We start from the raw sequence: 19,706 nt of genomic DNA, 5'->3' as shown, positions 1-19,706 counted from the left end.
CGCAGGCACAATTTGCATGCCCCGCAAAATTAGGAGAAACGCAGTATGCCTCTGTTATTTATTTGTTCTGCTATCCTCATAGCTGCACTTTCCCTATCTAAATTGCCATTCAAAAACTCACTGATAACAGACGGCAGAGAATCTTTTCCCGTCCCTTCCTCATTCCCATCTCCATATAGGCATATACCGTCTGTGTCTGCTTCTTTTGTCCCCTCTGCTTTCCTATTGTCTCTTATGGCAGTTTTTTCCCTGCCTGCTACATATTCTGCTAATGCTGCTATTGTAGGGTATTCAATAAATATACTTGATTCAATAACCATGTTAAATTCCCTCTCAAATAATAACGTAGCTTCTTTTATCAGCATTGAATCCATACCATACTCACCGAAATCAGTTTCTACATCCAAATCACAAGACTCTGTAATTAAAAGCTTCGCTATAAGCTCTTTCACTTTAATTAGAACTTCTGTTTCTTTATCTCGCAGCTCTCTATCTACATGCACTTCGCTAACAATATTTTTAGTGTCAATTACAGGTATTTCTATCTTTTCCTCGGTGCAGGCGTTTTTTACCGAACACGCAAGCCAATAGGATTTTAACTGAAACGGATACGTGGGAAGGCTTACACGTTTATACTTTCGTGAATGATACAACCCCTGTAATACTAGGTCGTATCCCTTAACATACAGACTGGCTATTACCTCCAAGAAATCCTTTCGTTCTGCAAGGAGACAGTGGATGAACGGATTGTCCAATTGTACCGATTCCACTATAGTATCCGTTATTCCAATTTTTTGTTCATTTTCAAAGCAAAGGATATTGTCTGCTTTACTACTATCTATATAATCCAAAATCTGTTTATTAGAAACATCTATTTGTTTTATCTCCGTATAGCAGTGCAGCAACTGTGGATTACTGGTAATTATCTTATGTTTTAGTACTGATACAACCGGGTATCTTCCGTCTTTTACCTCTACCGTACCCTTGCCTTGTATAATAAGCATAATCGCTTCTTTTACGGATATTCCGCCGGACAATGCCATAGCTCCAAGAATTTCAGCACCGCCTGCTATAATATACGCAGGTATGATTCCAAGGCTCTCTAGCACCTGACCGGTTGCATATACTAAAAACAAGCGCTTTAAGTCTTCTTCCTTCTCCTTATATTCTTCTGTCTTAAAGTCCTGCAACATTTCGTAGCATTTCTCCATACTATCTGTAAATATCCTGCTATCAAAAGTAGTAGCAAGAGTTGCCGCACTATCTGAAAAACCACTGTAATTTAGCGCAATTTTTTTGCCGGTTTTTTTGGGATGCTCCCTTTCAGAAGAAGCACAATACTGTATAAGCTTCTCTTGTAATTCCTCTACAGTGTCTGCGACAATGGCAAGCCTTGTATTCAACTGTCTTTTGCCGACCGCCGTTGTAAAACACAGGTCGCCTAAATTCATATTCCGGTTTGTTTGAAGCATATCAATAAACAGCTGGGCAAACTTTTTCAACACCTGTTTATTAGCTGCTGATAATGTAAAGCAATACGGTATATATTCTTTTGTATCAACATTGACACTATGGTTATTTGTCCCATCTGCTCCCTCAATAATGACATGCCCGTTGGTACCGCTAAATCCAAAGGAGCTGACACCTGCCCGTAAAATATCTCCATCCCAAGACCTGACCTTTTCATTGACAAAGAAGGGTGTCTTTTGAAGACACAAGATAGGATTCATAACATGAAAATGTATGGAAGGCGGAAGTATCCTATTTTTCATAGACAAAATTACCTTTATGACACTGGATATCCCTGCTGCCGCTTCGGCGTGTCCAATATTGGATTTCACTGAACCGATTGGCGTTGAAGATTTCTTCAATGCTCCCTCATATACCTTACTTAGAGCCTCAATTTCAATGGGATCACCAATGTAGGTGCCGGTACCGTGAGTCTCCATATATGAAATTGTTTCGGGTGTGACACCAGCCTTTTCCAAAGCTTTTTCAATGACCTCTGCCTGTGCAGCCGGATTTGGTGCCGTAATTCCATTAGATGCACCATCATTGTTTAGCGCACTGCCTTTTATAACAGCATGAATCCTATCCCCATCTTCTACTGCACGTTCTAGAGCCTTTAACACCAGTACACCAACACCTTCTGAAGAAACAAAACCATCTGCTGATTTGTCGAAGGGTTTGCATTTTGCATCTACTGACAACGCATTCATTGTTTGAAAAGCTTTCACACTATCCGGTGTTATCAATAAATTGATACCGCCTGCAATGGCTGCACTGCATTGACCTGATAAAATACTTTCGCAGGCAAGATGCAATGCAACAATGGAGGAGGAACACGCTGTATCCACGGCAATTGCGGGACCTTTCAGGTTAAGCCAGTAAGAAATTCTGCTGGCAAGAACAGAATGGGTATTACCAATCACAGAATACCCCCCTGATTGATTCGGTATATCCTCTAAAATTTTATGATAATCCCTTCTTGATACCCCTACGTATACCGAAGTATCTTCCGGCAAGACTCCTGTCCCTCCATAACCTGCGCTTTCAATAGCCTCCCAAGTCTTTAGCATAAATAATCTTTGCTGCGGATCCATGACTATAGCTTCTGCGGGAGAAATATGAAAGAACATAGGGTCAAATAGGTCTATGTTCTCTAAGAAGCCTCCTTTCAGGCTCCTCAAATCATAATCCTCTGGTAAACCAAGTAATGCTCTCCGGTGTTCCGGAAAACTCCCCACAGAATCCTTTGACTGACACAAATTCTCCCAGTACTGCTCTAAATTCGGTGCTTCCGGAAAGGCTCCTGACATCCCAATAACAGCTATGTCCTGACAGGTTACGTCATTCTTTTCTATACCGTCTATCTTGTTCTTATCCGGTACTTTTATCTCCGGAAACGTTACTATTACCTTACCAATATTTCTTCTTGAAGCCATATAGCTAAAAGCAGAACCGATATCGGTGTAGGGGAATTCCTTTATATGGATAGGCTGTAACTGTTTGTTTCTTAGCATTTTACGCATGACACCTGCATGGTGATTAAGTAGCTCACTGCGAAGCCTCTTTAAGTCCATACTAAAGAAGCTTTGATTGTTAACAAAAATACCAAGGTCTATCTTAGGTGCCGTTCGAAGACCGGCCATTCCCATCTCTAAAAATCTTCCGTTAGACGCAACCAGTTTCATTAATTCTTCAATTTCACCGCCTGCTGAGGAGGTCAAAAGCAGGTCAACACCTTTTTGCTTTGTTACTTGCTTTACATACGCAATAATGTCTTCTTCTAAATAATTAACCGGATAATCAACTCCAATACTTTTTAAATACGCAGCCTTCTCCTTTGAACCAACGGCACCGATTATTTTTGCTTTGGCAGCTTTTGCAAGCTGAATAGCCATTAGTCCCACACCACCGGCTGCTCCTCTTATCAAAATCGTATCATTTTCTTGTATCTTTCCTAAATAATGCAGACAATGATAAGCCGTTAAGAATACGATGGGCAAGGAAGCGGCCTGTGCAAAATCCATATATTGAGGCTTTTCCCACACCGTACTCTCATCTACATTCACAAACTGGGCAAATCCCCCTGTTCCATTGGTTAGACCTATTACCTCCTGTCCAATCTTATAATTTTTAACTTGACTGCCAATCTCTTGTACAATCCCGGATACTTCGTTCCCTAACACATAAGGATACACTGTCGATGCATTGGGATAATTTCCAAGAACTGTTAAGACATCCGAAAAATTAACTCCCGAAGCCTTTACTTTAATTATAACCTCACTCGGACCCGGTTTTGGCATTTGCATCTGATCAATTACTAAATGATTGAAGTTGCCAGGTCCGGTAAATAATACGGCTTTCATATGCTCACTACTTACTTCTTCCTCTTGTTCTTCCAAACCCCTGATTTCGCATGCTTTTGTACCAGCCTCCACATCATACAGTTCACTTAGAAGTTCCGGTTCCTCCTTTTGAATGCTGTACTTTTCCTCTTCAACTAGCACAGCATCCTGTTGTGACATGAACATTTTCTCAAATTCTTCTCTGTAATCACTTTCTAAATAAGCCGATAGTTTAGTCAGATTGTTATGCTCAAAAAACACAGTAGGATATAGCATAATACCGGCATCTTTCTCCAATTCACCGCTTAAGTTAATTAAAAATATAGAATCCACACCCATATCTAAAAAGGCTGTATCCCTATCACTAAAGTCTATTGTTATCTCTGCTAGCTGCTCCATTTTCTCAGTTAAATATGTAGTAATAGAGGTTTGAAGACTAGCTATATTTCTCTCCTGTTTTATGAATCGAATTCCGTCAGTCTTTGCACTCTTGTCTCTGCTTTCCTTTTTTGCTTCTTTACCCGTTGATTCCTCCTCTATTTTAGTTACAAGGGTTTGCACCCTGCCCAAAGACAACATCTGGCGAAAGGCTTGTACCCCTTCTGTGTTAGTTAAGGGAATCAGCTTTCTTCTTTTTAAGGCTTCTGTTATATCCGGTTTTGCAGCCATTCCCGTTTCTCCCCAAAACCACCAGTTAACAACGGCTGTTCTCTGCTGCTCTTGGTATTGTCTGTTGTGTGCAAAAGCATCCATATACATATTTGCCCCGGTATAAGCACTTTGTCCTGCATTAGGGTAAAAACATACCATTCCGGAGAATAATATCATAAAGTCCAATTCTTTATTACAGAACAATTTGTTCAAAAGCCACGTTCCTCTAACCTTTGGTGCAAATACTTCCTTAACTTTAGAGAGTGTACTGTTTACTGAAATACAGTCCTTTACAATGCCTGCTCCATGAATAATACCTGTTATATTGCCAAGTTCCTCCGTTACCCTGTTAATTCCAGCCTTCAAACTGTCTTCATCCGATACATCAGCACTATAATACCTGACATTTGCTCCCATAGAATTAAGCTGTTCCATAATCTGAAGTTCCGTCTCTGGTAAATCTTCCTGCCTGCTTCGTCCCAGTAATGCAATCTTGCATTTATGGCTTTCTGCTATCCATTTTGCAATCTCAATACCGATACCACCTAATCCTCCGGTTATTAAATAGGTACCGCCTGTCTTAAAGTTTATCCCAGTCAGTAATCCATCTTCTTTTATGCGTTCAAGCTCCCATGTCCATCGTTTCTTTTCTCTGTATACCACAAGATGCTCTGTAGTATTATTTACTTCCGTTAGGAATACATCGTAAAGGCTGCACTCTTCTTTTAGTGAATCAATACTAAAACATTTGACACCGACATTTTCCTGATTCATTACATTTGCAATACCAAGTAATACTGCCTTTTCAGGTACTACGGATTCCTCTTTAAATACCACGGAGTGATTACAGATAATTTTTATATTTGCTTTTATTCTTAACTCATATAGTGCCTGCACTATAAAATATAGACTGTAGGCTCCTAGGGTCAGGCTTTTTTCCAATTCCTCCAAACTGGACACTTGTTTTTGCTCTGTGGTATAATTCCATAAGTGACATATGTCTGCTGCTTGAAACTCCTTATCCTTTAACAGTTCAAACAGCTTGGTATAACTTTTCTTATTCCCAACATCAATAACGTATTTATTCTCAGCTATTTCTTCGAATTCATCTCCCATATATACACTTACAACATCAAGGGATTTATCCCTTAGTTTTTGTGCAAAGACCTCATGTTCTCTATTAAAATCCATAAATAACACTAGCTTTTCGGGCAATATCACTTTATCTTTTAACGGCGTTATGCTCCTTTCTTTCCATACAGGAGCTGTAAGCTTAACTTGAGATTTTATAACAGACTTTGAAAATAATGTACCGGTATTCAACTTTTTCAAACAGAAATTTTTAATTCCTATAAGTAACTCCCCTTGCTCATTACGAATATCCACATTTGCTTTAATAAGCTCCCCGCCGCTTGTATCCTCCACTACTCTGATATGACTGTAACAAGACTCCGGTAATGCCTTATAGCAGGTAACCTCTTCAATAAAAAACGGCAGGTAAGCATTGTTACCCGATTGCTTTTTTATAGGCTGTGTACAAATAACTGCCTGCAAGGCACCATCTACTATGGACGGGTTGTATTTAAACCTTTGGGAAAAAGACTTTGCTGCATCAGGCAAATTAATTCTTGCAAGGCACTCCATATCATCAATCCATACCTTTTGAATACTTTTAAAAGCTGAACCGTATGCCATCTCCTTTTCTGAAAATGCTGCGTAAATATCTTCTGACACTATTACTTCTTTATTCAACTTGTTCTTTAATACCTTAATCTCCGCACAATCGATATCCTTATTTGAGTCTGTTTGAATCTTACCGGTACAATGCTTCGTACTAACTCCTTTCTCATCCTTGCTTTCAATAACGAATCGGTATTCGCCATTTTGCCTGCTGACAATTACTCTTCCTGCAAATGTCTTTTGGGAACTGCTTTTCCATTCCGCTTTTAAGGTAACTTCCCTTAAGGTAATGTACTCAGTCCCTATTGCATAGCCTGCTGCCTGCAATGCAAGATCCCAGTAAATAACTCCGGCAATCGTAGACTGTCCTCCAATGATATGATCCTTTAAAAACCTGTCCTCATTAAGAAATTCAAAGGTCAATACGGTTTTCTCCATAGTTAGCAGTTCACAGGAATGAAAGCATACCGGCAAATCAAAAGCTCTATTGGTATCTGTACCGATTTCCACTTCTCTTTTTAGCGCCGTTTTACGTGTTGCCCAGTACTTTTTACCATTAAAAGGGTAGGTCGGCAATGCAATACGTCTTCTTTGATATCCCTTGTCATACACCTCATACTTTAGTGTGACACCTCTTACATACAACGAAGCCATTGCTTCCTGTATTGTATGCCAGTCCGAACCCCCTCTGACTAGAGTCGGCATAATACATATGTCTTTCTTATTTATTATCTTCTTAGCCATATTACTTAGTATATTACCTGCTCCGACTTCTAAGAGTATCTCCATCCCCTCTGCTTCACAGGTCTTTATGGCTTTATAAAAGTTTACAGGCGCAAGCACATGCTGTAACCAGTATTCCTTTGAAAGGATTTGGTCTTTTATCCTTTCTCCCGTTACGCCGTTTATAATCGGTATCTGATTCTCTCTAAAGTCCACTTCTTCTAATATCTTCTCATAGTCTCTTAGCATGGGAAGCATCATAGGGGAATGAAATCCGTGGGATACTTCAAGATACACAGCACGTATCTTCTCGGCCTCTGCTTTTTTGATAAGTATTGCAATCGTTTCCTGCTCACCCGAGATGACGGTATTCGTCTCCCCATTGTACGCACCGATGGATACCGTTTTCTGTTCTTCTTCTGTTAACTCCTTAAGGAAGTCTTCTGCCCTTTCTCTGCTGCACATAAGTGCTGCCATAGCTCCTCGTCTGCACTTTTCCTGCATCAGCTTTCCCCGCCAGGTAATTAACTTTAAGCCGTCTTCCAGACTAAAAGTTCCGGCGATGCAGGCGGCTGCATATTCTCCTGCACTGTGTCCCAGTACCGCCTCTGGTGTTACGCCAAAAGCCATCCACATCCTGGCAAGAGCATAGGATATTGCAAAGGTAACAGGCTGGGTTACTGCGGTTTCTTTTAGAACTGTACCATCCGATTCATATAGTAAGGCTAGTAAGGAGGTTCCGCTCAGTTGGTTGAATATCCGGTCACACGAATTCAGTGCTTCTTTGAACACCGGCTGTCTCTCATATAGTTCCTTTGCCAGATTCGAATACAGAGCACCTTGTCCCGTGAATAAAAAGGTTACCTTACCGGGTGTCTTACTTTCTCCGGTAAGAAACTCTATACCTTTTAACTTTTCTTTTAGCTCCTTGGTATCCGAACAAATCAGAGCTAATCTGTTATCAAAAAAACGCCGGCTTGTTCCGGTGGTATAGCATATGTTTCCTAAGTTTTCGCTCTCCCTCTTTGCTAAGTAATTGGCATACGTTTCGGCTGCTTTTTCTAATGCTCCACCAGACTTGGCAGATAATAAAAATAGTTGTCTGCTTCTGTCATTCTCTTCCTGATCCAGATACTGATTCTCCCTGCCCTCTTCCAGTATCATATGACAGTTGGTTCCGCCAAAACCAAAGGAGCTGACACCGGCTCTTCTTACTCCCTGAACCAGCTTCCAGTCTTCTAGATATGCTACAGGATAAAAAGGAGAATCCACAAATCGGAAGCGTTTGTTTGGTATTTCAATGTTTAAGGTTGGCGGTATCTTTTTATGTTGCAGTGCCAGAATGACTTTTATAATACTTGCTATGCCTGCTGCCGTATCCAGATGTCCAATATTCGTTTTTACAGAGCCAATACCACAATACCCTTTATGCTCCGTATACTTTTCAAAGGCTTTCGTCAATGCCTTTACTTCAATGGGATCTCCTAACATCGTACCCGTTCCATGGGCTTCTATATATGAGATTGTTGCGGCATCCACCTCTGCATTTTCTAGAGCCGCTTCTATTACCGCTTTCTGCCCTTCAAGATCCGGAGTCGTAATTCCCATCGTGTGCCCGTCGTTATTTACAGCAGACCCTTTTATTACAGCATAGATGGTATCTCCGTCCTCAATGGCTTTTCTCATTGATTTTAATACAATTGCACCGGCACCTTCGCCGGCAACAAAACCACTGGCTCTCTGATCAAAAACATAACTCTTTCCATCTGCTGATAAAGCTTTTGAGGCAGATAACCCTATTACATTATCAGGAGATGACTTTATTTCCACGCCACAGGAAATCGCCAGGCTACATTCACCATCCAAAATACTTTTACACGCATAATGAGTGCTGACAAGTGAGGATGAGCATGCTGTATCGATAACTATACTAGGACCTTTTAAATTATAAAAATCAGATATTCTTGCACTATTAAAATTACCCAGTTTTCCAGTTAAAGAAGCCCTTACCAAGTCACTGTTAGAAGTATCCATATCTGTTTGATACACACAGCCTCTAGCTCCAACAAATACTCCGGTATTACTTCCCCAAAGTGTCTGAGCAGAATATCCGGCATGTTCAATGCTTTTCCATACCGTTTCAAGTAAGATACGGTGCTGAGGATCTATATATGGTGCTTCTTCCTCTGAAATTCCGAAAAAAGAAGCATCAAAGGTATCAACCTCCTCCAGATAACCTCCTACACAGGTGTATACTTTATCCAGCTTATCTACCTCTATGCTAAATTGCCTACAGATATCTTCCTTCTTCCATCTGGTATCAAGACCTGCATGAATGGCATGTTTCCCCTCAGATAAATTCTCCCAAAAGGCTTCCGGCGAATCGGCACCGGGAAATCTTAAAGCCATTCCGATGATAGCGATATCCTCTTTTTTATTGTCTGGCACCTTTGATATTGCTTCCATACTTTTATATACAGTTACACATTCCTCAACCTTTTGCTCCTGCTTTATTTCAGCAGCAAGGGTTTTTACCCTTGGTTCAAAAGAGCTTTTCTTAAACTCCTCAACCATAAAAGATAAATCTACATGTTCTTTTAGATATTCTGATAACTTATCAATGGTTGGGTATTCAAAAAATATACCTGGTTCAATACTGCACCTGAGTTTTTTCTCCAGATACTGTACACATTTTTGAAGCATTAAGGAATCTAAACCACATTCATCAAACCGGGTGGCCTTGTTGAGTTGTTCCTCTTTCATAAGTAGCAGTTCTTTTAACATTGTGAAGATGACAACTTCTATCTGTGCACCTGTGTCAATCTTTGTACTTGTAGCATCATTTAAACCTATATGATGATTTAAACCTACATGATTGTTTATACTTAACTGATTATTTGCATTCACCTTAAAATCCGTATCTATGTCCTGCTTTATACTTACATTATAATTTGATACGTCATAACTTCTATTTAGTTTGGATGCTGAATACAGCTCTATATCCATCTCATTTTCCTCTTCCACAGAAGCTATTTTTATTTCCTCATCCTGATCCATTGAAACAGTCTGCTTTAACACTGCCACATTACTTAACGGATATTCCTGCATGAGAATTTGTTCCAGAGCCGAAAGGCCTTCCTTGGTTTCAAGAGGCAATATGCCTTGGTTTATCATGGCTCTTACCGCCCCTTCCGGCATAACCATTCCACCCTCTTTCCAGTAGGGCCAATTAATAGATATATAATTTCTTCCAGTTCGAGCTCTCATCTTCCATGCGTAATTATCCAAAAAAGCATTGGCTGAAGCATAATCAGCTTGTCCTGCATTTCCGGTAAAAGCTGATATAGAAGAATACATAACAAAGAAGTCTAATTCTTCATGACCCGTTACAGTATCTAATATATAAGTACCAACAGCCTTATTATGTATTACGCTCTTATATATCTCAAAGTCCTTATAGCGGATAAGTTTGTCTTCTTTTATTCCACCGCTGTTTATGACACCGTTAATGCTGCCCCACTCATTTTTAACCTCTCCTATAACCTGTGTCATTCTTTCAAAATCTGTTATATCTGCATCATAATATCTGACGGTGCCTCCGGCCTGTTCAAGCTTTAACAGACTCTTAATTCTAAAAGATAACGCTTCTTCCGTTTTATACTTTTCTGCTATATTTTTCCATTCTTCTTTTCCCGGAAGCTTTGTTCTTCCTATAATAACTAATCTTGCATTTGCCCTTTTAGCAAGATACTCAGCCGTATGAAGTCCTATTCCGGTGCTTCCCCCAACTACGATATAGACTCCTCTGTTTTTTAAGGGGCGTAATCTGTTATGATGGTCTAACCGGCTCTTCTTAACTTCCTCTCTATAGCGTATTCCGTTTCGATACATCAATATTGAATTATTTTCACCAGCCTTAAGTTCCTCTATAATTATTTCTGCACAAGATTTAGAATCAAATTCTTCCCAGGCAAAATCTAACAGCTTACATCTACAGGCGAATTCTGACCGGATTACCTTTAAAAGTGCCGGTAATGTTGATTTTTCTAATGCTGCATAGACCGCCTCTTTAAGATACAGTGCATCTGTAGATACGAGAATTATTTCAGGATAGTTACTCTCTATATGCTGTGCTATTGCTTTTGCTAGAAAGAACATGGCATAATTCGTTTGATAAAAACTCTGTTTTAAGACTACTGAGTCAACAAGGCATTCTTTGGGCTCAGAACAACTAAAGAGATTTATTAGATAGGTGATGTATCCAAAATCCTTTTTGATCTCCTGTATAACTTTATTAAAGTCATCTTCTCTCAAACAATTTACAACGTAGTGTCTGCTATCAATTTTTTGATAATCCTTACCTTCTCTTACAACAATTAAGCAGCCATTCTTAGCCTGAATATACTTTATAATCTCATCCGAAACAGAATAGGCATCCTCAAAAATCACCCAGACTCCACTCTCAGTAATAGCTTCCTTTGCATCAGATTGTTCCACTACCCAATTTTTTTCAGTAAATATAACTTCACTGTTATAAACGGAGGCATGAGGTAACGCACTTTTAAAGTGATTAGGTGAAACAGCACTCTTTCTATGCTCTTCTTTACTCGATTCCTTCTCTGTTAATATCTTATCTGTCGCTTCGTAATTATATATCTGAAGCCAGTGCCCGCTTTTGTTGAAAGGATAAGTGGGAATTGGTATTCTATGTTTCGCTTCATTTTCGTATAAGGCTTCCCATTTAACATCTAATCCGCTAACATACAGTGCTGCTAAAGCACGATATATACCAGGTAATAAATCTTCATTGGGTTCTACACAATAGATTTCTTTTTCACTATATCTGTAAAAATTCCCCTTAGCTATATGTACCATATAACGCTTATCCTCCGTACATAACTGATCAAGAACTTTTCTTGCCTGATTAATAGCTGTGTTGTTTAAAAAGAATTCAAAGTCTGGTTTTTCCTCATACAAAATTCGCTTTTGGTATTCTGATACAATTGGTATCTGCGCCTTATTAATATTCACTCCTTGAAGCATTTCCTTTAAGTTTTTTCTATCATTTGCTTCCTTGTTGCTGCCTTCCCCGTCCAGAAAAGATAGATATAATGCATCTTCAACAGATAATATTCCGGATATTGCCGCTGCTAAAAACTTGCCATAACCATAACCGGTCAGTATGTCCGGCATTACCCCAAACGTATGCAGCATACAGGATATGGCATACTGTAATGCAAACCCCTGTAATAGAGGTGAATTCCTGTAAGGAGTTTCTTGTCTGCCCAAAAAACCACTATAACTCTCTACTTTTTTCATGACAAAATCATATGGAATTTTGAAACTATTTAAAGACATTAATTCAACAATCTCAGCGTTGTAATAAAGGCTGTCTGAAAATACCCATGCCAGCTTATGCTGAGTAACTTCTCTTTGTACAAAGATGCCAGGAAGCTTTTTATCTTTTAATTCTTTCTCTTGTATGACAGATAGCAGGTGGAGTTTATCTTCTAAGCCTTCTTTTGAAGGGGCAACAACAGCAACACGGTAATTAAAATGTATTCTTCCCAGTAACGATGTCTGCATTAAGTCAGCAGCCAAACACTTCTTATTAGTGTTTAGAAAATCGCCGTATCTGTTAATCAGCATTGTAACTGATTCCCTGTTTTTGGCTGATAAGGCTATGATGTAGGAAGACTTTTTCTCCGTTTCCCCCGCTACTCTAGCAGGTGCTTCCTCTAATACAATGTGAGCGTTTGTACCCGTTAATCCAAAAGCGCTGACGCCTGCTCTGCGTTTTTGATATATCGTATGCCAATAACTTGCTTTATCGTTAATATAAAAAGGTGTCTCATTAAAATTAATAAAACGGTTCGCTTTCCTAAAGTTCAACGTGGGAGGTAAGGTCTTATGCTTGAGAGCCAATATTACTTTTATGATTCCTGCTATACCGGACGCAGGTTCCAAATGTCCAATGTTTGTTTTTACAGAACCAATCGCACAGAAATTTCTTTTGTCCGTAAACTGTTGAAAGCCGCCGGTAATCCCTTTTATTTCAACCGGATCTCCTAAGGAAGTACCCGTTCCGTGTGCCTCAATATAGGAAATGGTCTCCGGATTGATATTTCTTTTTTTGTATGTCTCATAAACCACTTCTTCCTGAGAAGTTGCATTTGGTGATGTCAGGTTATTTGAGTGCCCGCAATGATTTACTGCTGTTGACTTAATAACAGCATGAATATAGTCCCCCTCTTCTAAAGCTTTCCTGTAAGGCTTAATAAGTATGGCCGCAGCACCTTCTCCCGGTACATATCCATCTGCGGCATCATCAAAGCTTTTACATCTGCCTGTCGCTGATAATGCCTGTACCCTGCTCATAACAGCATAATGATTGGGTGAGAGTGTATGAGCACCACCGACTAAAGCCATTTCGCATTCACCTGTCAAAATGCTCTGGCAAGCTAAATGAATTGCTACTAAGGAAGAAGAACAATATGTATCCACCACCATACTAGGACCGCTAATATTAAACAGATGGGACAACCTGTTTGCTACTACCGGATTGCCGTTACCTAAGCTGGCAAATGGAGTTTCATTCTCTCCTTCTGGAATATTTGAGTAATAATTATTATAGGAGGTTCCAACAAAGACGCCGGTTCTTTTCGGCAGTTTCTTACCGCTGTAGCCTGCATGTTCGATACTTTCCCATGCCACTTCCAGCATAAGTCTTTGTTTGGTATCTAAAACATTGGCTTCCAGTGGAGAAATATTAAAAAACAAAGGATCAAATGCTTCTATATCCTGTATGAATCCACCCTGTCTGCAATAGGTCTTCCCATACGCTTGGGAATCTGCACTATATAATTTATCTGCATCCCATCGATTATCCGGAACCTTAGTGACAGAATCCACGCCATCTTTAAGATTCTCCCAAAATTCTTCTTCATTATTTGCACCCGGTAGTTTTAGAGCATAACCGATAATAGCCATATCTGTATCTACTGTTGCATCCACCTCTTTTACTGGCTCTTCTTCTCTACTTGTGCTTTTTTCTATCTGTTTCAATGTATCTTCTAACGGGGCTTTAGCTGCTCTGTTATCCGATATTCTTTCTGTATATAATGCTTCCGGTACTGCCTCAACCTGCTTTGTTTTATTCAATATATCATCGAGACGAAAGGCCGCTTTATGAATTGTAAATTGCTCATCGTTTGATACCTCGCTGTTCAATATACTTACTTGTCCTGTATATGTTTGGTTGGCGCATTCCACTGAAAGATAATTGGAGAGTTCATCTACTGTGGGGTATTCAAAGAATAATGTGGGATATAGTTTAAGTCCTAGTTTCAATTCTAGGTTCGCAATCATTTTAACTAAATCAGCAGAGTCCATGCCCATCTCAAGAAAAGTACTTTCTTCCCATTCGACCTGTGCTATTTCAGTTTTTTCTACTGCTTCTAAAACCATCTGCATTAATAGTTTTTTCATGTTATCACTTATTTTTTTTCTATCCACCAATGGCTTTTCTACCTTTTCCTTTTTCTCATCCATACTTGGCCGCTCCCCTTTATAAATGATTATCTGCCCTTTATTTATAGAAATTGAATGAAAAAATGCTTCCACACCTTCTATAGGATCAATGAGCTGCACCCTTTCTTTTCTGGCGTTCTCCAATGTCAGCGCATTATTTCCCATACCAACCTTTGACCATAGTCCCCAATTAATACAAATACTTTTACCAGTCCTATTGTTCTGTCTTCGGTACCAACTAAAACAATCCAAAAAGGCATTTGCCGAAGCATAATCTGCTTGCCCTATAATTCCTTGAATGGAAGCAATGCTTGAAAACATAACAAAAAAATCTAATTGGTCATTTTTTGTTAATTCATCTATTATAAGAACACCTTTGGCTTTGGTGTCTACTACTTTTTGGAAGGTAGCTAACTCTTTATTAATTATAAAAGAATCTGCAATTATCCCGGCTGCATAGATAATTCCATGAATTTGCCCATATTGGGATCTAATTCCATTTACAACCTGAGCCATTTTATTTAAATCTGTTACATCAGCACTTATGATAGTAAGACTTAATACCTTACTCCGTATGAAGTTTAACTGTTCTGTTTCTTTCTTATCTTTCCTATCATTTCGGCTAATAAGTACAAGGTGGATTTTACTTTGGTTTTTGGCAAGATGACCGGCTAACGCAAGGCCTATGCCACCAAGACCTCCCAGTACTAGGTAAACACCTCCAGTTCTAAATTGATTAAAAACACCTTCTGTTTTTGGCTCTACATCTGTATATTGAATTTCATACCGCTCCCCATTTCTGATAAGCACATGACCGTTCCCCGTATCGGATAGAATTTCCTTTGTATAAAGCCTAGCCCCAGACAGCTCATTATATCTGTCATTCTCAATTATCTGACAGTTAAGCATTGGTATTTCATTCCTTATAGTTCTTATTAATCCTAGTATTGGTGCTTGGCAGATATCAATCTCTACGCTATCCGTTAGCATTGGGTAGATAGCCCTCGTTAAAACAAAAAATCTTGTCTTAATCCAATGTGCCTTTGTAAATGCCTTAGCAATATAAAATATGGAGTGAATGCCGCTTACTTTCTTCTGTTCATAAATATCTATTATCCTATTGCTACTTAGAGTATCCGCTTCATATTCATTCTCTTGAAGGCTCCACATATGTATGATACCTTCAAATTCAATTCTTTCCTTTTTTAAATCATGAAATAATGCCTGATAGTCTTCTTCCTGTATGGGATTTATATAATAGGTATCTAACCCGTCTTTCCAATATTCTTTACCATATCCTACTCTTATCAAATGCTTTCCCTGACTGTTTAACTGTGATATAACCTCCCGGCATATGTTTGAATTATCAGCAAATACCAAAAAAGTTCCTTTCGAATAAGGCACATCTGCATCCAGCGAAGGAAGCTTATTTAAAACAGGATATTTGTAACACATGACCGCAGGAATATTTTCTTCCTCCAGTACTAAGTTTTGTTTTTCTAGAACAGCCTTTATCTGGTTCTCCTTCTTAGGAACTTTTTTTGCATAAGCATCCGTAATTCTGAGCAGATTGTCTCCTTTATCATTGACGATTGTAATATCATATTGAATCAACTCATCATTTTTCTTCTTGATCTGTGCGATAGCAAAACACTTTCCACCAACGCCAGAGTAAAGTTCTATTCTTTTGAAATAAAATGGTATAAAGGCAGAGTCATTGATTATAGCTCCCTTTTTATCTATAACAGTAACTATCATACCTTGCATAGCACTATCCAAAAGTCCCGGATGCAATCTTGTATCTAAGGGATATATTTTGGCAATCTCCATGTCTTCTGTTATACTCTTACTATCTGCATCCAACAGATTTAATTCAGTTACTATCAAATCTGTATGTTCGCTATAGTAAACCTGATTAACTCCTCTAAAAAAGGGCCCATGATAAATTCCTATCTTATTCAGAAATATATCATATATTTGTGTTCTGTCTTTCCTTAGCTCTAACGTTCTTAGTATGTTTGTTAACGCAAACACGTTATTGCTTTTTACTGAATTAAGGTTGTTAGCTGTACTTACAGCCAATCCTTTGGTATGTATAATCCAATCCCCATCATCATCTAAGCTTTTAACCTGAAATTCAGCAAGGTCTGTGTCTCTTTTTACAACAGTTATTTCAACCTCCTTGACTTCATTCATTTCTATAACAAGAGGTTTTAGAAAGCTCACTTCCTGCAGCCCCGATATTTCCCTATTCATAAAATCTTTCACAGTGGTTCTTACCGCTTCCAGCCAAACCATACCTGCAATCATAGCTTTGCCAAGTACGACATGATCCTTTAAGAAGACTTCATCCCAATAAAACTTCTTATAATAAACGGCTGTACTGTCAGTCTTCATATTTACCTTGAAGGAAAGAGCATTCTTATCACTGGTATTAAGTATACTATTAGGATTAGTAGCAAACTCACCCTTAATCTGTTCGGCTTTGTGATTTTGCTCTGTCCAATAGCTCTTTTCCTGAAATTGGTAACCGGGCAGTATTACCCTCTTTCGTTGTGATGATTTGTTAATAAAATACTCCGGAAGATTATAACCGGCACAAAACAGTGAACCTCTTGCCTGCAATATTGACTCGATATCGTCACTGCCTTTTATTAACGTTTTGATTGCTCGGTAGTCATTGTTTAGATTACTCTTTACCAAATTGGTAAGTGTCTCTCCCGGTCCGATTTCTAAGTAGGTACAGTATCCCAGCTCATGTAGTTTTTTAATACCACTTGCAAAATGTACTGGTTCCTGCACATGTCTTAACAGATACTCTTTATCAATTTCATAGATTAACTCACCGGTTACATTTGACATAACGGGGATATGTGATTTCTTAAACGTTATCTTGTCAAGAGCTTTCCCAAACTCACCTAACATTGGTTCCATAAGTTTTGAATGAAATGCATGGGACACCCTTAAATATTGGGAATGGATGCCGGACTGTTTTAATATTCCAAGAATCTTCTCTAATATGTCAGCTTTACCGGATAAGACCGTATTAGCAGGACTATTAAAGGCTGCAATTCCAATACGTTGCCTCTCCTCATATGACAGCCTGTCAATAATAGGATTGATTACGGAAGAATCCGTAAATACGGCTGCCATAGTTCCTATAGTGTCCAGCTTCTGCATTAATTTACCACGGCACACTAAAAGCTCTAGGGCATCTTTTAAGTCAATCATACCGGCGATGCAACACGCTATGTATTCTCCTACACTATGTCCCATAGCTACTTCCGGCTGCAGCCCCATTGCTTCCCACATTTTGTATAACGAATACCCCACTGCAAATGTTACCGGCTGCATTATTTCTGTTTGCTGTAATTCTCCACGTACTGAGTCTTCTAAGAAGAGGTAGTCTGTTAAGGACTTATTCATATGTGGTCTTAAGATCTCTTCACATTCTGTTAGACTCTTTTTATAAACACTGCTTTTTTCCGATAATACTTTAGAAACGCCTTTATAAATTGCACCCTGCCCGGTAAATAAAAAGACAGGCGCTTTCACAAATTTTCTTTCTAGGTATCCTTTATATAAATATGGGTTTTGATTGCCCGATAACTTAATTTCCTGTAATCTTTCCTTTAGATCCTCCACAGAGGATGTAATAACCGCAATTCTATGCTTAAAAAAATCTCTTTCCAAATAGGCACAGCTACAGATTGCTTCCAAGTCATACTCTCTGGCTTCCTCAAGATACATGACATAGGAATCAATCAACTGCATAAGACTATCCTCTGATTTCGCAGACAATACAAACAATTGGCTGGCGTTATGGTTGGCTTGTCTAACTAAATTTTCATTTGTACCTTCCGCTATAACCATATGGCAGTTCGTTCCGCCAAATCCGAATGAGCTGATGGCAGCAAATCTGCTTTTATTATTGTAAGAATGCCAGTTTGACAGTTTCGTATTAACATAAAACGGAGAATCAATTATTTCAAATCTAGGATTAGGTTCATCACAATTTAAGGTTGCCGGCAGCTGCTTATGTTGTAATGATAAAATTACTTTTATTAAACTTGCTATTCCCGCCGCCGTATCCAGGTGACCCATATTCGTTTTTACAGAACCCACGGCACAAAATGCTTTTTTATTTGTAAATGCACCGAATGTTTGCTTTAATGCTTTTATTTCAATTGGGTCACCAATGGTAGTTCCTGTTCCATGCGTTTCTATATAGCTAATATCTTCCGGTGAAACACTGCATTGCCTATAAGCTTTTCTTAAAACATCCTTTTGTCCTTCCAGATTAGGGCTTGTTATTCCCATGGTATGACCATCATTATTAACCGCTGAGCCCTTAATAATGCCTAGTACAATATCTCCATCCTTATATGCCTGTCGTAAGGGTTTTAATATAACTGCCCCTCCCCCTTCTCCAGGTACAAATCCGTTGGCCTTTTTATCAAAAACATAGCTTTTATCATCAGGAGATAATGCTCCAGCAAAGCTTAGTGAAATATAAGAGCGTGGTGAAACCTTAAGCTCAATACCGCCTGCTATTGCCATATCACATTCTCCCGTCAAAAGACTCTGACAAGCCATATGGACGCTGACCAACGAAGAGGAGCATGCCGTATCAATATTAATACTAGGTCCTTTTAAGCTAAAAAAATCAGATATCCTAGCAGGTATAAAATTAGCCATATTATTGATAACCTTGTATTTATTCGATGATGCCTCACTGCCTTTGTATACGCCGGCACGGTTTCCTACGAAAACCCCTGTATTAGAACCCCATAATCTCTTCATTGGATATCCTGCCATAAGAAAAGCCTCATAGGCTATCTGAAGAAATATTCTTTGCTGAGGATCAAGATTTTTTGCTTCTTCATCGGAAATATGAAAGAAATCTGCATCAAACTTTTCGATACCTTCAATAAATCCCCCCCACTTTGAATAACTTGTATTTTCCTTTTGTTTCGTCGGATCATAAAAAGACTCTAATGGCCATCGTAAGGAAGGTATCTCAGTAATACAGGACACACCGTTTTTTAATACTTCCCAAAACTCTTCTAAATTGCCGGCATAGGGGAACTTTACTGCCATACCAATGACGGCAATATCTCTATTATTCTCAAAAAAAGACTTTGCAATTGACCTTCCTTTTTCCCGCTTGTTTATCTCTTTCACCATCTCGGCTGCTACCTTGTAATGTATCTGTCTTTTTTCAACTAAATCAGAAATATACTCAATCATAAAGTCGTTCATGATAGCGTT

Annotated in this window: 1 protein-coding gene; it reads right to left on the bottom strand. The window is 38.9% G+C overall.

The features are described from left to right. Positions 1-29 precede the first annotated feature (29 nt). On the bottom strand, positions 30-19,697 hold the full coding sequence (locus acsn021_RS09925) for a type I polyketide synthase (RefSeq protein WP_184093348.1): 19,668 nt from the start codon (positions 19,695-19,697) through the stop codon (positions 30-32). Between the last annotated feature and the right edge of the window lie 9 nt (positions 19,698-19,706).

Origin of the sequence: Anaerocolumna cellulosilytica, assembly GCF_014218335.1 — a bacterium.
GTDB lineage: Bacteria > Bacillota > Clostridia > Lachnospirales > Lachnospiraceae > Anaerocolumna > Anaerocolumna cellulosilytica.
This window is presented reverse-complemented; position numbering and strand designations above follow the sequence as displayed.